Source organism: Pseudonocardia sp. Cha107L01 (genome assembly GCF_052566575.1).
Map to the genome: position 1 here is coordinate 390,375 of NZ_CP199579.1, position 19,895 is coordinate 410,269.

The 19,895-nt window shown below is 70.8% G+C and carries 19 protein-coding genes; 6 read left to right on the plus strand and 13 right to left on the minus strand.

Annotation, left to right across the window (positions count from 1 at the left end; genetic code table 11):
• Positions 1-8 precede the first annotated feature (8 nt).
• Entirely contained in the window at positions 9-632 is a 624-nt protein-coding gene (locus tag ACTXG6_RS01865; RefSeq protein WP_445186013.1) for a cupin domain-containing protein, read from the minus strand.
• A gap of 104 nt (positions 633-736) precedes the next feature.
• Here ACTXG6_RS01865 and ACTXG6_RS01870 point away from each other — a divergent pair, with 104 nt between their 5' ends.
• On the plus strand, positions 737-2,041 hold the full coding sequence (locus ACTXG6_RS01870; RefSeq protein ID WP_445186014.1) for an aspartate aminotransferase family protein: 1,305 nt from the start codon (positions 737-739) through the stop codon (positions 2,039-2,041).
• 40 nt (positions 2,042-2,081) lie between these two features.
• Here ACTXG6_RS01870 and catC read toward each other — a convergent pair whose 3' ends face one another.
• The 5 genes from catC to ACTXG6_RS01895 all read right to left on the minus strand — a co-directional run bounded on the left by catC (position 2,082) and on the right by ACTXG6_RS01895 (position 6,598).
• Complete coding sequence (catC, locus tag ACTXG6_RS01875) at positions 2,082-2,369, minus strand: muconolactone Delta-isomerase (protein ID WP_445186015.1); 288 nt, start codon at positions 2,367-2,369, stop codon at positions 2,082-2,084.
• Positions 2,370-2,387: 18 nt separating this feature from the next.
• Entirely contained in the window at positions 2,388-3,509 is a 1,122-nt protein-coding gene (locus ACTXG6_RS01880; protein WP_445186016.1) for a muconate/chloromuconate family cycloisomerase, read from the minus strand.
• A 65-nt stretch (positions 3,510-3,574) separates the two neighbouring features.
• Entirely contained in the window at positions 3,575-4,432 is an 858-nt protein-coding gene (gene catA / locus ACTXG6_RS01885) for a catechol 1,2-dioxygenase (protein ID WP_445186017.1), read from the minus strand.
• A gap of 35 nt (positions 4,433-4,467) precedes the next feature.
• The gene (locus ACTXG6_RS01890; protein WP_445186018.1) at positions 4,468-6,030 is read right to left on the minus strand and encodes a 4-hydroxyphenylacetate 3-hydroxylase family protein; all 1,563 of its coding nucleotides are present in this window, start codon (positions 6,028-6,030) and stop codon (positions 4,468-4,470) included.
• A 28-nt stretch (positions 6,031-6,058) separates the two neighbouring features.
• A complete protein-coding gene (locus tag ACTXG6_RS01895; protein ID WP_445186019.1) occupies positions 6,059-6,598 on the minus strand; it encodes a flavin reductase family protein in 540 nt (179 codons plus the stop codon).
• A gap of 222 nt (positions 6,599-6,820) precedes the next feature.
• Between ACTXG6_RS01895 and ACTXG6_RS01900 the strand changes: the two genes are divergently transcribed.
• Positions 6,821-7,606 carry an IclR family transcriptional regulator domain-containing protein gene (locus ACTXG6_RS01900; RefSeq protein WP_445186020.1) on the plus strand — a complete coding sequence of 262 codons (786 nt, stop codon included), beginning with the start codon at positions 6,821-6,823 and terminating at the stop codon, positions 7,604-7,606.
• Positions 7,607-7,627: 21 nt separating this feature from the next.
• Here ACTXG6_RS01900 and ACTXG6_RS01905 read toward each other — a convergent pair whose 3' ends face one another.
• Positions 7,628-8,545 (minus strand): LLM class flavin-dependent oxidoreductase, encoded by a 918-nt coding sequence (locus ACTXG6_RS01905; RefSeq protein ID WP_445186021.1) that lies wholly within the window; start codon positions 8,543-8,545, stop codon positions 7,628-7,630.
• A 2-nt stretch (positions 8,546-8,547) separates the two neighbouring features.
• Positions 8,548-9,915, minus strand: a complete 1,368-nt coding sequence (locus ACTXG6_RS01910) for an aldehyde dehydrogenase family protein (RefSeq protein ID WP_445186022.1) — start codon at positions 9,913-9,915, stop codon at positions 8,548-8,550.
• A gap of 188 nt (positions 9,916-10,103) precedes the next feature.
• Between ACTXG6_RS01910 and ACTXG6_RS01915 the strand changes: the two genes are divergently transcribed.
• Positions 10,104-10,541, plus strand: a complete 438-nt coding sequence (locus ACTXG6_RS01915; RefSeq protein ID WP_445186023.1) for a DoxX family protein — start codon at positions 10,104-10,106, stop codon at positions 10,539-10,541.
• Positions 10,542-10,730: 189 nt separating this feature from the next.
• Here the strand turns inward: ACTXG6_RS01915 and ACTXG6_RS01920 are convergent, their stop codons facing one another.
• Positions 10,731-12,542: a hypothetical protein gene (locus ACTXG6_RS01920; protein ID WP_445186024.1), complete on the minus strand. Its 1,812-nt coding sequence runs from the start codon at positions 12,540-12,542 to the stop codon at positions 10,731-10,733.
• Positions 12,543-13,037: 495 nt separating this feature from the next.
• Here ACTXG6_RS01920 and ACTXG6_RS01925 point away from each other — a divergent pair, with 495 nt between their 5' ends.
• Together ACTXG6_RS01925 and ACTXG6_RS01930 are read left to right on the plus strand one after the other, a co-directional pair.
• Positions 13,038-13,712, plus strand: coding sequence for an HAD family hydrolase (locus ACTXG6_RS01925; protein ID WP_445186025.1), 675 nt, complete (start codon positions 13,038-13,040; stop codon positions 13,710-13,712).
• 47 nt (positions 13,713-13,759) lie between these two features.
• Complete coding sequence (locus ACTXG6_RS01930; protein ID WP_445186026.1) at positions 13,760-14,395, plus strand: GntR family transcriptional regulator; 636 nt, start codon at positions 13,760-13,762, stop codon at positions 14,393-14,395.
• A gap of 19 nt (positions 14,396-14,414) precedes the next feature.
• Here ACTXG6_RS01930 and ACTXG6_RS01935 read toward each other — a convergent pair whose 3' ends face one another.
• Both ACTXG6_RS01935 and ACTXG6_RS01940 read right to left on the minus strand, forming a co-directional pair.
• Positions 14,415-15,329, minus strand: a complete 915-nt coding sequence (locus ACTXG6_RS01935; protein ID WP_445186027.1) for a cation diffusion facilitator family transporter — start codon at positions 15,327-15,329, stop codon at positions 14,415-14,417.
• An 81-nt stretch (positions 15,330-15,410) separates the two neighbouring features.
• A complete protein-coding gene (locus ACTXG6_RS01940) occupies positions 15,411-16,604 on the minus strand; it encodes a MalY/PatB family protein (RefSeq protein WP_445186028.1) in 1,194 nt (397 codons plus the stop codon).
• Positions 16,605-16,760: 156 nt separating this feature from the next.
• On the opposite strand from ACTXG6_RS01940, the gene ACTXG6_RS01945 reads away from it, so the two are divergent.
• Entirely contained in the window at positions 16,761-17,705 is a 945-nt protein-coding gene (locus tag ACTXG6_RS01945) for a Dyp-type peroxidase (protein ID WP_445186029.1), read from the plus strand.
• On the opposite strand, the gene ACTXG6_RS01950 is transcribed toward ACTXG6_RS01945, so the two are convergent.
• Positions 17,702-18,532 carry a GNAT family N-acetyltransferase gene (locus ACTXG6_RS01950; RefSeq protein ID WP_445186030.1) on the minus strand — a complete coding sequence of 277 codons (831 nt, stop codon included), beginning with the start codon at positions 18,530-18,532 and terminating at the stop codon, positions 17,702-17,704. The two genes, ACTXG6_RS01945 and ACTXG6_RS01950, sit on opposite strands and share 4 nt — an antisense overlap.
• Before the next feature lie 59 nt (positions 18,533-18,591).
• Positions 18,592-19,806 (minus strand): permease, encoded by a 1,215-nt coding sequence (locus tag ACTXG6_RS01955; RefSeq protein WP_445186031.1) that lies wholly within the window; start codon positions 19,804-19,806, stop codon positions 18,592-18,594.
• Positions 19,807-19,895 lie beyond the last annotated feature (89 nt).

The following is a 19,895-nucleotide window of genomic DNA, read 5'->3' on the forward strand; positions in this document are numbered from 1 at the left end:
GGCGAGCGTTAGAAGCTGGGCGGGGTCAGGGCCCAGACGCTGACGGCGGTCTCGTCGCCGGGGTTCTCGTAGCGGTGCGGGCGGGACGACTCGTAGTTGATCGAGTCGCCGGCGGACAGCTCGTAGCTGATGCCGTCGACCCAGTACCGGAGCCGGCCGCTGACCATGAAGCCGACCTCCTCGCCGACGTGGGTGTGCGGCAGCAGGCCGGACGATGCGCCGGGGGCGACCTTCATGATCAGCATTTCCAGCCGGCCGGTGGGGTTGGGGTTGAGCAGCTCGTAGCGGACCTGGTCGTTGCCGGTCCGGGCGATCTCCACCCGTTCCGCCGGGCGGACGACGAGGGTCCGCTCCCCCTCGACGGTGCGGAACATCTGCGCCAGCGACACCCCGAGGGCGTCCAGAATCGTGCGCAGGGTGCTGATCGTCGGGCTGTTGACGTTGCGCTCGACGTTGCTGAGATAGCTGCGGGACAGGCCGGTGCGCTCCGCCAACTGCTCCAGCGTGAGGTTGTGCGCGGTCCGCGCGGTGCGGATGTGCCGGCCGAGCGCCTCGTCCGGCCGAGACGTCACCTCGGGCGGCACCTCGGCCGTGAGCGCCCGGGCCGGCTGTCCTTCGGTGGAAGTGCCCATAGGGTCCCCTCCTGGGCTCGGCAACGTCCAGCTTAGTGGTCGCGTGATCCTACAAAGGCCACACTATGTACGGTTTACTCGCTCCTTCGTCTAGTATCCTCGCCATGACTGACGATCGTATGCGGTTCCTGATCCGCTACGCCGGCGATTTCGCACCGTTTGTGGTCGAGAGCGCCCAGGGCGCCTGGGTGATCACGAAGGACGGCCAGCGGATCCTGGACTTCACCTCCGGCCAGATCAGCTCCACGCTCGGGCACAACCACCCGAGGATCGTCGCGGCGATCGAGCGGTCGCTGCGCGAGGTCATCCACCTGAACTCGTGGATGGTCAACGAGGACGTACTGGAGCTGGCCAGGCGCCTCGCCGAGCTGCTGCCCGAGCCGCTGGAACGCTCGATACTGCTGAACACGGGCTCCGAGACCAACGAGGTCGCGTTCCGGCTCGCCAAGGCCGCCACCGGCAAGTTCGAGATGGTCGGTCTGACCCGCAGCTTCCACGGGCTGCTCGCCGGCACCAACTCGATCACCTTCTCGATGGGGCACAAGGGCAACGGGCCGCTGATGCCCGGCAGCTTCGCGGTGCCGGCGCCGTACGAGTACCGCTGCCCGATCCGGCACTGCGCGCTGTCCTGCGACATGACCTGTCTGGACGTCGGGTTCGAGCTGGTCGACCAGACTTCGGTCGGCTCGCTGGCCGCGATGGTCGTCGAGCCGGTGCTGTCCACCGGCGGCATCATCCCGCTGCCGGACGGTTACCTGCGCGCCGCCAAGACCAAGTGCGAGGAGCGCGACATGCTGCTCATCGTCGACGAGGCGCAGACCGGGTTCGGCCGGGTCGGCTCGATGTTCGCCTTCGAGCAGGACGGCGTGGTGCCGGACATCCTCACCGTGTCCAAGACCCTCGGCGGCGGCGTGCCGCTGGGCGCGACGGTCACCAGCGCGGCGATCGAGCAGCGCGCGATCGACAACGGCTTCCTGCACATCACCACCCACGTGTCCGACCCGATGCCGGCCGCCGCCGGGCTCGCCGTGTTGGACGTGCTCGCCGAGGAGAACCTGGTCGACCGGGCAGCGAAGCTCGGCGGCTACCTCACCGACCGGCTGCGCGAGCTGCAGGAGCGCCACGAGCAGATCGGTGACGTGCGCGGGCGTGGTCTGCTGGTCGGCCTCGAGCTGGTCGAGGACCGGGGCACCAAGGAGCCGGCCAACGAGCTAGGCGCGGCCGTCACCGCGGAGTGCCTGCGGCTGGGCCTTTCGATGAACATCGTCAAGGGCGACGGCTCGCAGCGCAACTGCCTGCGGCTGGCCCCGCCGCTGACCATCACCACCGAGGAGATCGACCTCGCCATCTCCATCCTGGACACCGCCCTGACCAACTGCCTGAATGCCCGCACGCACCGGGAGTCGTGAGTGGCGAGCGGTCCGATAGGGCCACTCGCCACTCACGGCGTCAGCCCTGGGCGGCCAGGGACGACGGGTGCCGGGCCAGCGGGGTGACCTGGACGGTCATGAACGGGAACAGCGGCAGCGACCAGAGGAGCTCGTGCAGCTCGTCGGTGGACCCGACGTCGAACACGCTGAAGTTGCTGTAGTGCCCGACGATCCGCCACAGGTGTACCCAGGTGCCCTCGCGCTGCAGCTCCAGCGCGCGGGCCTTCTCGGTGGCGATCAGCTCGTCCCGCACGGCGGGGTCCAGGTCGCGCGGGATGGCGACGTCCATCCGGACGTGGAACAGCATGTCAGCTCCGGGGTCGGCTCAGGATCGGGTGAAGGCGCGGACGGCGGCCGGGTCGAGCTCGATGCCGAGCCCGGGGCCGGTCGGCAGGTGCAGCGAACCGTCGGCGTAGCGCAGCGGCGTGGTCAACAGCTCCTCGCGCATCAGCAGCGGCCCGAACAGCTCGCTGCCCCAGGTCACCGCCGGGGCGGCGCAGGCCAGGTGCAGTGTCGCGGCGGTGCCGACCGGGCCTTCGATCGCGGTGCCGCCGTGGCACGGGATGCCGGCCGCCGCCGCGATCTCGGCGATCGCCCTGGTGGCCCGCAGGCCGCCGGACTTCGTCGTCTTGAGCGAGAAGATGTCGGCCGCGCGCAACGACGCCAGCCGCAGCGCGTCGGTCGGCGTGCGCAGGCTCTCATCGGCCATCACCGGGATCGGCAGCGCGCGGTTGATCTCCGCCAGCGCCTCGAACTCCGCGCCGGGCACCGGCTGCTCGACCATCTCCACCCCCGCCTCGGCCAGCCGGGGCAGGTAGGTCAGCGCGGTCAGCCGGTCCCACCGGGCGTTGATGTCCACCCGCACGCCGGCCGCCCCGCGCAGCTTCTCCGTGACCGTGCACACCCTGGCCACGTCTTCCGCCGGCTCGACAGCGCCCATCTTGAGCTTGAAGCTGTGGTGCAGCCCGGCGTCCAGCTTGCTCAGCGCCTCCTCCACCACGACCGCGGCGGGCTCGGTGCCCAGTGCCCAGGTGACCGGGACAGATGTGCGGGCCAGGCCGCCGAGCAGCGTGTGCACCGGCACGCCGAGGCAACGTGCCCAGGCGTCGTGCAGCGCGACCTCGACGGCGGCCTTGGCGTAGAGGTTGGCCGCCACCACGTCGTTGATGTCGCGGCTGATCGCGGCGATGTCGTCGACGTGCCGGCCCAGCAGCAGCGGCGCGACGTACCGCTCGATGATCACCTGCATGGTCTCGACCGACTCGCCGCCCCACCACGGCCCGCCCGGCACGGTGCCCTCCCCCACCCCGGTGACCCCGCCGGCGGTGCGCAGGAACACCAGCAGCACCGGCTGGGCGCGCATGCCTACCCGGGCGAACCGGTGCGGGCGGCGCAGCGGGATGTCCAGGATGACCGTCTCGACGGCGTCGATCCGAAGCTCACTCATCAGTTCTCTCCGTTCCGGGGCCGACCCGGCCCTCGGCACGCGAAGGCCGGGTCGGGCAGGGTCACTCAGGCGGGCTCGAGCACGAAGTCGTACTCGGAGTGCAGCCGGCCGTCGTCGCCCCGTTGCGGATCGAGCACCAGCTCGGGCTTGGTGGCCTCGGCGACGTCGTCGTCGAGCCAGTCGCCGCCCTGGAAGTACAGCTGCGTGGTGATCCTGCGGTAGCCCGGGGCCTGCACGAACAGGTGCAGGTGCGCCGGGCGCCACGGGTGCCAGCCGGCGGCGGCGATCAGCTTGCCGGTCGGCCCCTCGGTCGGGATCTGGTACGGCGCCGGCGCCACGGTGGTGATCTCGAACCGGCCCGCGTCGTCGGCCACCACCACGGCGCGCAGGTTGCCGGCCGGGATGCCCGGCGCGAACCCGGAGTAGTAGCCCTGCCCGTCGGCGTGCCAGATGTCCAGCTCGGCGCCGGCGACCGGGTTCCCGTCCAGGTCCACGACCCGGCCGGAGAACACCAGCGTGTCGCCCTTCTCGTCCGGGCGGGTCGGCAGCGCGGCGGGCGAGGGCAGCCGCTGCTGGTCGGGCACGTAGTACGGCCCCTGGATGGTGCCCACGGTGCCCTGCTGGGTGCGCGCGGCGACCTCCTCGACGACGTGCTCGACGAACACGTCCAGGAACAGCGGCCACTCGCCGCCCTCGCCGACGTCCATCAGCCACTGCTTCACGGCCTGGAACTCCGGGTAGCTGACGTCCTTCTCGCGGATCACGTCGTGCACGGCCGTCAGCACCGCGCGGGCCACCTCGTCGACCCGTTCGGCGGCAACAGCGCCCTCGGCATCGGTCGACGCGCGGCTGGCCCGGAACACCTCGGTCGCGGACGCGCCGGAGCCCGCCGCGCTCGGTGACTTCTGTTCGGTGGAGGTCATGGCTTCTCCCTGTGGTGGTGGTTCGCTCGGGAAGATCAGCTCGGGAAGATCGAGGCGTAGTCGTTGTTGCGCAGGTCGGGCGTGGTCCAGCCGTCCAGGTCGTACTCCGCCATGCACTGCTCGGCGAAGCCCTTCATGGCGGCGGCGGCGCCGGACTGCTCGGCGGCGAACAGCAGCTCGGCGCGCACACCCTCGTGGTTGCCCGAGTAGTTGCGCTCGTAGAGCTCGTGCCGGCCGCCGAACTCGGAACCCACCGAGTCCCAGATCAGCTTCATCAGCTTGACCCGTTCCACCGAGTCGTAGCCGTTCGAGCCGCGCACGTACTTGTCCAGGTAGGGCCGCAGCTCCGGCGAGGAGAAGTCCTTCGCGTGCGACGGCAGGTAGATCAGCCCGCTGCCCAGGTCCTGCAGGATGATCTCCCGCACCCTCGGGTAGCCGATGGTCATGAACCAGCGGTAGGCCAGCCCGTAGTCCAGGTGCGGCAGCACCGCACCGTCGATCCACTGGTCCGGGTTCGCGGCCATCGCGTCGGACAGCGCCCAGAACATGTTGCGCCAGCCGATGACCTCGCCGACCCGGGTCTGGATGCCTCGGAAGTCCTTGGTGCCGGTGACCTCGACGCCCTTCATCAGCAGGCCCGCGATGAAGTCCAGCTTGACCGCCAGCCGGGTCACCCCGTGGAAGGTGAAGCGGTGCAGGAACCCGGAGCCGGGGAAGAATGTGCTGGCCTTTTCGGCGTCGCCGTAGATGAAGACGTTCTCCCAGGGGATCTTGACCTTGTCCAGGATGAAGATCGTGTCGTTCTCGTCGAACCGGGAGGAGAGCGGGTAGTCGAACGGCGTGGAGGTCGAGTTGGCCACCGCGGCGTAGGAGTTGCGGCAGATCAGCTTCATGCCCGGGGCGCCCATCGGCACCGTGCAGACCAGCGCGAACTCCCGCTTCTTGATCGGCAGTCCGTAGTGCGCGATGAAGTTGTAGTGGGTGATCGCCGAGCCGGTGGCCACCACCTTCGCGCCGGAGACGATCAGGCCGTCGTCCCGTTCCTCCTCGACGTGCATGAAGATGTCGCGCACCTCGTCGGGGTTGCGGTCCCGGTCCACCGGCGGGTTGATGATCGCGTGGTTCCAGTAGAGGACCTTCTCCTGCGACTCGGTGTACCAGCGGCGAGCGTTGGCCGCGAACGGCTCGTAGAACTCCGAGTTCGCGCCGAGGGTGCCCAGGAACGCGGCCTTGTAGTCCGGGCTGCGGCCCATCCAGCCGTAGGTCATCCGGGCCCACGCCGCGATCGCGTCGCGGTCGGCGACCAGGTCCTCCCGGCTGCGCGGGGTACGGAAGAACGGGTGGGTGAACCCGTCACTGCCGGTGTCGGTGGGGGCGGTGAGCACGCCCTGCTGGGCCGGGTCGTGCAGCGCGTCGTAGAGCCGCGCGGTGGTGCGCACGGAGTTGCGGAACGCGGGGTGCTCGGTTACGTCCTTGACCTTCTCCCCGTAGATGAACACCTCACGGCCGTCGCGGATGCTCTCGATGTACTCCGCGCCGGTGAACGGACGGGTGGTCCGGGTCTCCGGCTTCTCCTGCTGTTCGGGCTGGGCAGTCACTCCGTGCTCCTTTGCATCGGGATCTGACTCAGGTGGTGGCGGGCGCGAACCAGGAGATGCCGGGGCAGTCGCCGGATTCCAGCCAGGGAACGGTCTCGAAGGCCCGGCCGAGATGGCGGAACGAGCCGAGGTAGAACACCAGCGGGTCCTCGGTGCGGTACTCGAACTCCCGCACCTGGCCGAGGTAGAGCACGTGGTCGCCGCCGTCGTAGCTGCGCCACGGGTCGCACGAGATCCACGCCAGCGACCCACGCAGCCGGGGCGCCCGGCCGGCCTCGGTCGGCGCCCACTCCGGCCCGCTGCTCATCGGCCGGCCGGCGAAGTGCAGGGCAACGTCGTCCTGCGGTTCGGTCAGCACGTTCACCGTGAACGGCTTGCCGTCCAGGTACTTGCAGGCCCTGGACTTGCGGTCCAGCGAGACGAGCACCAGCGGCGGATCCAGGGAGATGGCGCTGAACGCGTTCACGGTCGCCCCGTGCGGGCTGCCGTCCCCGTCGCAGGTGATCACCGTGACGCCGGTGGCGAAGTGCCCGAGGCAGCTGCGCAGCTCTCGTGGATCGACGGCCATTGTCGTCCCCTTGTGCTTCGTTCCCGACCGGTGCTTGATAGTCGATGTACGCTGTGCGTACACTCTGTTCGCTCTGCGTTCAGAAGTCAGAGTGCGGTAGGTCACGTGTGCTGTCAAGAGGGGTCGACAACAATGCCGTCGATGACTACGGCTGGAACGGACGGCCCAGCCGCGGGCCCAGCCAATACGGGCCCAGCCAATACGAGCGGCGACCGCGACTTCGTGCAGAGCCTGGAACGGGGCTTCGCGGTGTTGCTCGCTTTCGACGAGGAGCTGGCCAACCCGACGCTCGCCGAGCTGGCCGCCGCGACGAACCTGTCCCGCCCGGCGGTGCGGCGGCTGCTGCTCACCCTGCAGCGGCTGGGGTACGTGACCGGCGCCGACGGCCGGTGGCGGCTGACCCCGAGAGTGCTCAGCATCGGGCAGCACTACTCGGCGTCCAACGCGATGATCGAGCTCGCTCAGCCGCACCTGCTCGCGCTCGCCGAGCTGACCCACGAGTCCGCCTCGCTGGCCGCGCTGGACGGGGCGCACGTGGTCTACGTCGCCCGCGTCCCGGTGCGCCGGATCATGAGCATCAACGTGTCCATCGGCACCCGGGTGCCGGCACACGCCACCTCGATGGGCCGTGCACTACTGGCCTGGGCGCCGGCGCCGGTGATCGAGCGGGTGATCGCCGAGTCCGGCCTGCGCCGGCTGACCGAGCGGACCATCACCGATCCGGTGGCGTTCCAGGCCGCGCTGCGCGAGGTCCGCGAGCTGGGCTACGCGCTGGTGGCCGGTGAGCTGGAGGACGGGTTGATCTCGGTGTCCGCCCCGGTCCGGGACCAGACCGGCAGCGTGGTGGCCGCGCTCGCCTCCTCGACGTCCAGCGGACGGACCGACCTGGACCGGCTGCGGACCGAGGTGGTGCCGCTGCTGCTGAGCACCGCCGGGGACATCAGCGCCGACCTGGGCCATCGCGCCACGCGCCCGCCCTCGGTGAATGGGCGCGACGGCTTCTTCTGAGCCCGCCTCTTCAGAAGGCGCCTACCCGTCGGCCAGTTGCGGGACCACCTCGGTGGCGAGGCGGTGCATCTGCTCGGCCTCGTCGAACACCGGGTTGAGCAGGATCAGCTCGGCGCCGGCGGCGGCCACCGCGCGCAGCTCCTCGGCGCACTCGTCCGGCGGGCCGGCCACCGCCACCGCCCCGATCTCCGGCCCGGCGTGCGGGTAGATCCGGCGCAGGGTGTCGGTGACCCGCTGCCGCACGCCCTCCTCGCCCACGCCGATGTAGACGCGCTTCGCGATCCGGAACGTGGCCGGGTCCTTACCCTGCTCGGCCAGCGCCTCCCGCACCGCCAGCACCTGCCCGGCGAACTGCTCGGTGGTCTGCGAACCGGCACCGAAGAACCCGTCGCCGTGCCGGACCGCGCGGCGCAGCGCGGCCGGGGCACTGCCACCGAACCAGATCGGCGGATACGGCTTCTGGAACGGCTTCGGCTCCATCGACACGCCGTCGAGCTGCCAGAACCGCCCTTCGAAGGTCAGCCGCGGCTCGGTCCAGAGCTTCTTCATCAGCTCCAACCCCTCGTTGAACCGGGCCACCAGCCCGTCCGGGGTGCTCCCGAAGGCACTGAACATCCGGCCCCGGCCGCCGGTGCCGACGCCGATCTCGAGGCGGCCGCGGCTGAGCTGGTCCAGGCTGGCCAGGCTCTTGGCCAGGTGCACCGGGGTGTGCAGTGGCAGTACGAACACCACGCAGCCCAGCCGCAACCGCTCGGTGCAGGCGGCCGCGTACGCCATCGTCTCCAGTGGGCTCAGACTGGGCATCGAACCGAGTACCTGCTCCTGGGTCCAGCCGCTCTCGAAGCCGAACTCCTCGGCGGCACGCAGGAACTCGCGCAGCGCGGCCGGGTCGAAGCTGCCGTCCTCGACGAACTGCGGGATGGCGATTGCGAACTTCACTGCTACTCCCCCGTGGAGATGAAGACGTTCTTGGTCTCGGTGAAGCTGTCGACGGCGTCCGGCCCCAGCTCGCGGCCCAGCCCGGACTGTTTGAACCCACCGAACGGCGTCGAGTAGCGCACCGAGGAGTGCGAGTTGACCGACAGGTTGCCGGCCTGCACGGCCCGACTCACCCGCAGCGCCCGGCCGACGTTCTCCGTCCAGATGCTGCCGGACAGGCCGTACTCGGTGTCGTTGGCCAGCGCGACCGCCTCGGCCTCGTCCTCGAACGGCACCACCCCGACCACCGGCCCGAAGATCTCCTCCCGCCAGGCCGGCGAGTCCAGCTGACCCGGCGCCAGCACCGTCGGGGCCACCCAGTAGCCGGGACCGTCCGGCACGCTGCCTCGGAACGCTACCGCGCCGTTGCCGGACAGGTACGAGTTCACCTTGTCCCGGTGCGCGGCCGAGATCAGCGGGCCCATGTCGGTGCTCGGGTCGCTCGGGTCGCCGACCCGGACGGCGGCCACCGCCGGTTCGAGCAGCGCCATGAACCGGTCGTAGACGCTGCGCTGGACCAGGATGCGGGACCGCGCGCAGCAGTCCTGCCCGGAGTTGTCGAAGACCGCGCCGGGCGCCGAGGCCGCGGCACGTTCCAGGTCGGCGTCGGCGAAGACGATGTTCGCGTTCTTGCCGCCGAGTTCGAGGGTGACCCGCTTGATCTGCTCGGCGCAGCCTCGCAGGATCTCCTTGCCGACCCTGGTCGAACCGGTGAAGACGACCTTGCGGACCTGGGGATGGCTGACGAACCGGGTACCGACGACCGGGCCGGCGCCGGGCAGCACCTGGAACACGTACTCGGGCAGCCCGGCCTCCAGTGCCAGTTCGGCCAGTCGCAGCGCGGTCAGCGGGGTGAGCTCGGCCGGCTTGAGCAGCACGGCGTTGCCGGCGGCGAGCGCGGGCGCGAAACCCCAGCCGGCGATCGGCATCGGGAAGTTCCACGGCACGATGACGCCGACGACGCCGATCGGCTCCTTGAAGGTGAGGTCCACACCGCCGGCCACCGGGATCTGTCGACCGGAGAGCCGCTCCGGCGCCGCCGAGAAGTAGTTGAGCACGTCGCGGACGTTGCCGGCCTCCCAGCGCGCGTTGCCGATGGTGTGCCCCGCGTTGCGCACCTCGAGGCGCGCCAGGTTCTCCAGGTCGCCGTCCACGGCGGCGGCGAACCGGCGCAGCAGCCTGGCCCGGTCCGCCGGGGCGAGCTCGGCCCAGTCCCGCTGCGCGGACACCGCCCGGTTCACGGCGGCGTCGGTCTCCTCGACCGAGATCAGCGGTACCGTCTCGATCACGACCTCGGTCGACGGGTCGAGCAGGTCGATACTCCGCGTCATCTAGGTCTCTCTCAGCTGGGACCGGAACCTGGGCCGCCGCCGAGCGTAGCCACGACTGATCAGCGCGGCTACCGACCTGGTCGGGGCCGGTCCGGACTGCGAATCATCAGCAAGTTGTTCAAATTCGAACGAGCGAGTATCCTCAGTAAAAATAGTTTAACTCTCACCTACCTCGGAGGTTCGTCTTCATGCTGCGCCCACTGTCCGGCCCCGTCAGGGATGTCGCCCTGCTCGTCGCCCGCGTCCTGCTCGGCGTGGTTCTGGTCGCGCACGGCGCCCAGAAACTGTTCGGCTACGGCTTCGACAGCACCTCCGGTGCGTTCGCCAAGATGGGCGTGCCCCTGCCGCAGGTATCCGCCGCGTACGCCTCGGTCGTCGAGCTGGTCGGCGGCGGGCTGCTGATCCTGGGCGCCGCAACCACCATCGTCTCCGCGCTCGTGGTGCTCGACATGCTCGGCGCGTCCCTGACCACCGGGTCCTTCACCTCCATCTTCGTGGCCAGCCACGGCTTCGAGCTGGAGGGCATGATCCTCGTGGGCGCCCTGCTGCTGCTTGTCATCGGAGCCGGCCGGTTCAGCATCGACCACCTGCTGCTGTCCAGGCGCGGCGTCGCCGTCACGACCTGATCAGCACGGTCTGCAACAGCGCGGTCTGCAATAGCGCGGTCTGCAACAGCACGGCCTCATCGTCGCGGCCCGCTCATCGGGGTCTGACTACTCGGTACCGCGCGTGGCGAGTGGCCCCGACGCCACCCGCCACGCGGGCACCGCGGCCGAACGGGACGTTCCAGCCCCCGTCACGGCCGCCGCCATTCCTCAGCCGCCGATACCGCCGCCGCGGCCGCCTCCGCCACCACCGCCACGGCCGCCCCCGGGAGCGGGAGCGGGGGCGGGGCCGACCCGGCCCTCCGGCATCAGGATCGGCTGCCCCTCGTTCAGCCCGGTCAGCACCTGGGTGTTGTCGTCGCCCACCGCGCCGGCCTGGAACGGGACCCGCACCGGTGTGCCATCCGGTCCGGGCGTGTTCACGAACGTCTGGGCACCCTGGCGCAGCACCGCCGAGTTCGGCACCACCAGCACGTTGTTCAGCGCGTTGACCAGCACGGCCGCCTCGGCGGTGAGCCCGTCCTTCAGCCGGGGATCGGTCTCGGTGAGCAGGATCGTGGCGTAGTAGTTCGTCACCCCGGAGATGTCGGTGCCGGACGGGGCGACGGACAGCACCGTGCCCTGCCTGGTCAGGTCGGGCACCGCGTCGAAGGTCACCTCCACCTGTTCGTTGGCCGCCACCTTGACCGCGTCCGACTCCTCGAACGGCACCACGATCTGGAACGTGTCGATGTTGTTCAGGATCAGGAACGTGCTGCCGCCGGGCCGGGTGGCGGACGGCCCGTTGCTGCCGGCCTGGTCACTGGTCGCGGCGGCGCCGACACCGGGGATCGAGGCGTTGGTGCCGGGTGCCAACGCGGTGGTGCCTGAGGTCGCCGACCCGACGAACTCGCCCACCGCGCCGTTGATCGCCGACACGGTGCCGCCGACCGGTGCGTAGAGCACGGCATTGGCCACATCCCGCTGGGCCAGCGCCACCGCCGCCCGCGCACTGGCCACCAGCGCGGCCTGGCCGTCGATGTCGGAGGGTCGGTCGCCGGACGCGGAGTCGAGGGAGTTCTGCGCCGACACCACGCTCTGCTTGGCGTTCTCGACCGACAGCTTCCCGGTCGCCTTGTCGACCTCACGGGTGCGTTTGGCCGCGTCCACGGCGGTCTGCGAGGCGATCACCTGACGCTGCGCGGCGGTCACGTTCTGGTTGTCCGTGGCGCAGCTCGTGCTCGTGCTCGCGCCGGTACCGGTTGACGGAGTCGGGGCAGCGGTCGTCGCCGGCGTGGGCCAGGTCGGCGCCGGTGTGGGCGAGGTCGAGTCACTCGGCGACGTCGACGAGTCGTCCTCGGAGCTCCGCCTCCCCCGCACCGCGAACCGGGAGCGCGTCGGGGCCTGCGCGGCCTCCGTCGGTTCCACCTCGGTCGAGGTTGACGTGGAGCCGGTACTGGACACCCGGTCGGTGCTGAACGAGCCGGGCTCGCAGCCGTCCCGGGATGCCTGCTGCCGGACCTGGTTCAGCTGCGCCTGATCGAAGTTGAGCTGGGTGCGCGCCCGGTGGATGGCGGAGGAGTCGGCGTGGTCCTGGGCGTCGACGTTGTCCTCGGTCGCGGACTGGATCCGCTTGGCCTGTGCCAGCGTGGTCCGCGCGGCGTGCACCGAGTTGCCGTTGACAATTTTATTCAGCCCGGCCTGCTGTTGGGCCAATTGCGCCTGCTGCTGTGCCAGCGCCTGCTGGAATGCGAAATCGTCCACCCGTGCCAGCACCTGGCCGGGCTTTACCTGGTCGCCGACTTTGACGTCGACCTCTTTGAGCTGGGCTCCTTTGGGAAATCCCAGATTTTGCGAGGTCACTGCCGCCAGGGCACCCGATGCCTGCACCTTGTTGGCGACCGTGCCCCGCTCGACCCGGGTCACCGGGGACGGCTTCGGCGCCTCCGAGCAACCCACCGCCATCGCCGAGACCATCACCAACGACACCGCGACCGCGATGCGCGCCCCCGTGCCGTTGCGGATCGTCGTCCGACCTATCAAGGCTGCCGTCCTCCCGCTCACCTGCGCCGACTCGGCTGGGTTCGGCTAACTCACACCGAGCGTTACCGGTTCGGGCAGACTTCGGCCCGGGGGCCTAGCGACCGCGGCCAGTTGGCGGCGGGGCCCCGCGGCCAGATCGCTGAACCTCCGAGGGCGGTGGCCGCGACCGCCGCCGGCGCGACGCGCCGGACGACTCGCCGACCGGGGTAGTTCGAGTGGCTAACTGTCCGCCGGCGCGGTTGCCCACCCATTCCGGAAACCAACTCGCCCCGTCCGACGGACCCGGTCGAATGGGTTCGCGCTGGCCACGCCCCGCTCGGCGGAAATGGCGGCGCTGCTGCCGATTATCGTCGGAAAGGTCGCGGATAGTTGGAAATGACGACGATCGGCGGCTGGCGAGCGCCCGCCTGGACCCCAACTGGGGGTTGCGCGGTCGCCGTAAATGTATAACAGTATGACCGTCATACACTTGGATACTCTCGGAGGGAGCTGGGCATGGGACCGGTTCGGTGGGCGACGTTCGACTGTTTCGGCACGTTGGTCGACTGGCGGCACGGCATCGCCACCGGGGCCGAGCTGCTGTTCCCGGGCCAGGGCGGCCGGCTGCTGGAGATCTACAACCGGCACGAGCCCCAGGTGCAGCGGGAGAGTCCGGCGATGCGCTACCGGCACGTGCTCGCCGAGTCGCTGCGCCGGGCCACGACCGAGGCCGGTCTGCCGCTCAACGAGGACGACGCCTCGGTGCTGGCCGCCGGTATCCCGTACTGGCCGGTCTTCGCCGAGACCCGCGACGCGCTGACCGAGCTGCGCGACTCGGGCTGGCGGCTGGCCCTGCTGACCAACTGCGACCGCGACTTCATCGCCGAGACGCAGCGCCGGCTCGGGGTGCCGATCGACGCGGTCGTCACCGCCGAGGACGTCGGCAGCTACAAGCCGGCGCACCGGCACTTCACCCGGTTCGAGGAGTCGTTCGGGGCCACCCGGGACCGCTGGGTGCACGTGGCACAGAGCTACTTCCACGACATGGTGGCGGCCAGCGAGCTGGGCATCCCCCGGGTCTGGATCAACCGGCAGGCCGAGACCGACGACGCCTCGATCGTCGACGCGGTGCTGCCGGACCTGACCGGCCTCGCCGAGACGGTCGAGGCGGTGCACGCGGCGACCCGCTGACGGGTGCCGACGATACGCTGAGCGCCCGCCCAGGAGGTCGCCCGAGCATGCCGCTGCAGACGATGAGCACCCGGGATGCGCTGGTCGCCGAGGTGCGCCGGCAGATCCTCAGCGGTGAGCTGCGCCCCGGCGAGGCCCTGACCGAGACGTCACTGGCCGCGCGGTTCGGGGTTGCCCGGCCGACCGTCCGCTCGGCGCTGCAGGTGCTGGAGAGCCTGCACCTGGCGCAACCCTCACCGGGCCGCTCGCTGGTGGTGCCGGTGCTGACCGAGGCGGACGTGCGCGACCTGTTCTTCGTGCGCGTCCCGCTGGAGCTCGAGGCGGTGCGGGTGATCGTCGAGCAGAACCGCGACCTGCGCGAGGCCCGGCGGCGGCTGGGTGTGATGACCGCTCTGTCGGCCGGGGCCAGCTGGGCGGAGCGGGTCGAGGCGCACACCGCGTTCCACGTCGCCCTGATCGAGGCGGCCGGCAGCTCGCGGCTGAACCGGATCTACCCCGCGATGCAGGAGGAGATGCAGCTCTGCCTCGCCCAGCTGCACGCCTCCTACCCCGGCCCGGAGGACCTGGCCAGGGAGCACCAGACGCTGCTGGACGAGATCAGCTCAGGCGACCTCGGCCGCGCACAGCGGGAGATGCGCGAACACCTCGACCGCGCGGTGCGCAACCTGATCCCGCGACTCTAGGTCCCTAGAGCGCCGGCGCCTAGAGCGCCCACTTGCGGTCGGCGGTGAACCCCACGCTCATCGACGTCGCGTACCCCAGCGGCTTCAGTCGTTCGCTGAGGTCCTCGCGCACCTCGTCGAACTGCCGCACGGTCTGCGCCCGGGACGCGTCGTCGACCACGAAGTCGACCTCCACGTCCAGCCGGCCGCCGACCTTCGAACAGCGCACGAAGGACTCGGCGAACCCGTAGCCCAGCCGCACCTCGTCCACCCGGGAGCCGACCTCGCGCCGCAGCTCGGCCGAGGGTGACATGGTCAGTACCTCCCGCGCTGCCTCGCCGAGCAGCCGGAACGGCACCCGCAGGAAGGCCAGCGAGATCAGCGCGACCATCGCCGGGTCGACGTACCGGGCCAGGTCGGCCTGCCCGGTGTGCGACAGCACCAGTGACAGGAGGAACCCGCCGAGCACGCCGAGGCTGAGCAGGGTGTCGCCGGTCCACTCGGCCGCCTCGGCCCGCAGCAGGTCCGAACCGTGGCGGGCGCGGCGGCGCAGGTAGAGCGACACCGCGAGGGCGGCGACCGTGGCCAGTACCGCGTACAGCACCGCCCAGCCGGCCGCGACCTCCCGACCGCCGCGCAGCAGCTCACCGATCCCGCCGACCACCGCGTACACACACAGTCCGCCCAGCGCGGCGGCCTTGATCACGATCGCGAGTGGCTCCCACACCTCCCGGCCCCACGGGTAACGCTCGTCCGCGCCGCGCCCCGCCGTCCGCAGCGCCAGCACCGCGAGCAGCGACAGCGCCACACTGGCGAACGAGTACAGCCCGTCGAACACGATCAGCTGGGAGCCGAGCGCCAGGCCCCAGGCCAGCGACACCACGGCGAACGCGACCGACGCCCACATCGATACCAGCAACGCCCGGGTGTCGGTCGAACGATCCGGCTTCGCCATGGCCTCATCGTCGCGGTGCGAGGACCGGCCCGTCGACCTCCCCCGCCGGTGATCCCGGCGCGGCGACCGGGCCCGGTGGGCTCAGCGGCCCCGCACGGCCCGCGACATCCGGTCGACGATCTCGGTGAGGATGCCCGCGCTGGTGGCGAAGTTGAGCCGGGCGTACCCAGCGCCGCCGGGGCCGAAGTCGGGGCCGGGGCTCAGCTCCACGCCGGCGCGGGTGCGGAAGAACTCGACCGGCTCCGCGGCCAGCCCGAGCTCCCGGCAGTCCAGCCAGGCCAGGTAGGTCGCCTCCGGGGAGCGGAAGCGGACCCCGGGCAGCTGGTCGGCGAGCAACTCGGCGAGCAGGTCGCGGTTGGCCCGCAGGTGCGCCCGGACGCCGGCGAGCCAGTCGTCGCTGTCGGTCCAGGCCGCGACGGTGGCCGCCATCCCGAGCACACCGACCACGCCGAACAGGTCCTTCGGCTGGGCCGCCAGGGTTGCCCGCAGCGTCGGTGGCCCGAAGTGGCCGATGGCGCACCGCACCCCGGCCATGTTGAACGCCTTGGTGGCGGAGCTGATCGTGACCGTACGCTCGGCGACCTCGGGACCGAGTGAGGCGAACGGGATGTGCTGGTTCGGCGGATAGGCCAGGTCGGCGTGCACCTCGTCGACGACCACCAGCAGGTCGTGCTCGACGACGACCTCGGCGATCCCGGCCAGCTCGCTCCTGGTGAACACCCGCCCGGTCGGGTTCTGTGGGTTGACCAGCAGCAACGTGCGGCAACGGCCCTCCGTCGCCGCGTCCGCCAGCCGGCCGGGGTCGAAGGTCCAGCCGCCCGCCGCCGGCTCCATCGGGATCGGCACCGGCGGCCGGTTCATCTCGTCGAGGGTCTGCAGGAACGGCGGGTAGTTCGGCACGTGCAGCGCGACGCCGTCGCCGGGAGCGGTGGTCAGGTGCAGTACCAGCTGCACGATCTGGATCAGGTCGTCGAAGGTCCGTGCGTGCGCCGGGTCGGGCGCCCAGTCGTAACGCTCGGCCATGCGGCGGGCGAACACCTCGGCCAGCGGGGGCGTGCCGTCGAACCACTCCGGGTAGCCGAGGTCGCCGCGGTCGAGCACCGCGTCCAGCGCGGCCCGCACCGGCGGGGCCAGTGGGAAGTCCATGTCGGCGATCCAGGCCGGCAGCACGTCGGCGCCGGGGCGATGCCACTTCACCGACGCCTTGCTCCGCAGCCAGTCCATCCTCAGGCTGTTGAACCCGTACGGATCGCCGCCCGACTCCTGGTGCCGCACGCCGCCTCCCCGTGGATCCGCCGGTGCCTCGGCCCGGCGCAGGCCCACCCCTACCTCACCACAGGTCGGCCCCGGGCACAGCCGGGATAGCTCGAGCGCGCCGAGCCCGCCGGTGCGGCACAATCCGGCGGTGACCCCGAGCGCCCACCACGCGTCATGACCCACCCCACCTACACGCCGCAGGCCGTCCTCGGCCCACTGACCCGGTCCGCCGTCTTCCTGGTCGTCACGCTCGCCGACGGCGCCGAGGACGTGGCCCGCGACCTGCTCGCCGACCTGCCCGGGCTGACCCGCTCGGTCGGCTTCCGCGCCCAGGACGGCGCACTGGCCTGCGTCGCCGGCGTCGGTTCGGCCGTCTGGGACCGGTTGTTCGGCGGACCCCGCCCGGCCGGGCTGCACCCGCTGCCGGTCTTCGCCGGTGACCGGCACCGGTCGGTCACCACCGACGGTGACCTGCTGTTCCACATCCGGGCCGAGCGGATGGACCTGTGCTTCGAGCTGGAGACCCAGATCATGCTCCGGCTGGACGGCGCGGTCAGCGCGACCGACGAGGTGCAGGCCTTCCGGTACTTCGACGCGCGGGACGTGCTCGGCTTCGTCGACGGCACCGAGAACCCCACCGGCCGCGAGGCCAGCGACGCGGTGCTGGTCGAGGCCGAGGACGAGCCGGAGTTCGCCGGCGGCAGCTACGTGGTCGTACAGAAGTACCTGCACAACATGTCGGCGTGGAACGAGCTGCCGGTCGAGGAGCAGGAGCGGGTGATCGGCCGGCGCAAGCTGTCCGACATCGAGCTTGCCGACGACGTCAAGCCGGCCAACTCGCACGTCGCGCTCAACACGATCACCGACCCGGACGGCACCGAGCAGGCCATCCTGCGCGACAACATGCCCTTCGGCAGCCCCGCGCACGGCGAGTTCGGCACCTACTTCATCGGCTACGCAAAGACGCCGTCCATCGTCGAGCGGATGCTGCGCAACATGTTCGTCGGCGACCCGCCGGGCAGCTACGACCGCATCCTGGACTACTCGACGCCGGTGACCGGCACGCTGTTCTTCGTGCCGACCGGCGAGTTCTTGGACGACCCGCCGGCCCCGGCCTAGGGCACCACCGCGTACTCGGTGAACCGGCCGCAGGTGGCGAAGCCGAGCCGGCGGTAGACGGCTTGGCCCTCCGGCGACGCCTGCAGTACGGCGACCTCGGCGCCGGCGGCCCTGGCAGCGTGCAGCGCGGCCAGCGTGATCGCCCCGCCGAAGCCCTGCCGGCGGTGCGCGGCGAGGGTGGACACGTTGTAGAGCCCGGCGACGCCGGCGTGCCAGACCACCTCGGCGGCGCACACCGGTTCGCGCCGGTGGTAGCCGACCAGGTAGTGGCCGGGCGACTCGGGTCTCAGCGCGACGGGGGCGGCGAGCTCGAAGTACCGATGCACACCGGGGGCCGGCGGGGACCAGTTCGCGGCCTGGATCGCGGCGAACTCGGCGAGCTGTGCGGGGGTGCGGACGGACTGGATGCTCAGCCCGTACAGCGGCGTGACGTCCGGGATGCCGGCCAGTGGGGCCCACATCGCGGTCTCGTACTCCGCGGCGGGCAGCCCCGCCGCGGCCAGCCTGGCGCCCAGGTTGCTGGGTGTCGAGGCCGGCCCCACCCACCAGGAGAACCGGCGACGGGTGGCGCGCAGCGCCCGGACCGTCTCGGCGATCCGGGCGTTGGCCGTGTCGGGGGTGAACCGCGCGGCGGTCACGATGTTGAAGGTGTCGTCGTTGATGCCGCTGTCGGCCACCAGCAGGTCGCCGGTTGTGGTGACAGTGGCGCCGGGCAGCGCCGAGTGCAGGTAGCTGACGTGCTGGGCCAGGTTTCGTTCCATCCGGTCGAGCAGGTCGGCCGGAGCTACGCCGGGCGGGGTGGCCGCCGTGACGGTGCTGGTTTCCATGCCGTCCAGCTGACCACGAATGACTGTGGCGGACTGTTAAATTTTGCCAACCGGATCGACTAGGCGCCGTCCTCGTGCGCCACGTGGCGCGGGTCACGTGCCGCGCCGGGGCCGTGGTGGTGTGCGTGCCCGTCACCGTCGGTGGGCGGCGCCCCGCCCATCATCCGCAGCATCGAGATGCCGCCGCTACGCACGAACCGGATCACCAGCGCGGCCGCCAGCACCAGGAACACGATGTTGAGCCAGGTCGTGTAGTTCCAGCTGATGCCGTCGTCCATCAGGTGCGCGCGGGACCGGTCCGGGATCCAGCCCAGTGCGCCGAAGACGATCTCGACGACGTAGCCGGCGATCGCCGCGGTCAGGTAGAACGTGCCGCCGAGCAGCAGCGCCATCCTGGTGCCGTAGTAGCGCCGGTAGATGTTCAGGATCGGCAGGATGATCAGGTCGGCGAAGATGAACGCGATCGCCCCGCCGAAGCTGATCCCGCCGGTCCAGAGCACCACGGCCAGCGGCACGTTGCCGATCGAGCAGACGAAGCTGAGCACCGCGACCAGCGGCCCGATCAGCGGTCCCCAGATGGCCGCGGCGGTCGGGTGGTCGCTGAGGAACACCTGCTGCCAGAAGCTGTCCGGCACCCAGGCCCCGATCGCCCCTGCGACCAGCAGCCCGATCACCAGGTCACGCCAGATCGCGGCCCACTCCATGACGAACACGTGCGACACCGAGGTGAATCCCTCGCCGGAGAGCAGCCGCCGCCAGAACGAGCCGGAGCCCTGCACCGACATGTCCATCGCCGCGTGGCCCTCCATCGAGCCGGCGATGCCCCGGTCCGCCTGCTCACGGGCGGCGTCGAGCACCTTGCGGCGCAGCACGAAGCGGAACAGCACCGCCAGCGCCACGATCATCACCGGGCCGCCGACGAACTCCGCGACGGTGAACTGCCAGCCCATCAGCAGCGCCAGGATCACCCCGAGCTCGATCACCAGGTTCGTCGAGGCGATCTCGAACGCCATCGCGGCGGTGAAGTTGGCCCCCTTGCGGAACAGCGAACGGGCCAGCGCCACCGCCGCGTAGGAGCAGGACGACGAGGCCGCGCCCAACCCGGCGGCCAGCGCCAGCGTGCGCGGGCGGTCGTCGCCGAGCAGCCGCACGATGGTCGAGCGGCGCACCACAGCCTGGATCACCGCCGACAGCGCGAACCCCAGGATCAGCGCCCAGAGAATCTCCCAGGTCATCGACCCGGCCAGGCCCAGCGCGTGCCCGATCGCTGCCATCACACGCCATCTCCTCATACGACCTAGGGGTATCTATCACCACTGATACCCCTAGGTGGTATTGATGTCAACGCGATCTCGCCGACGCG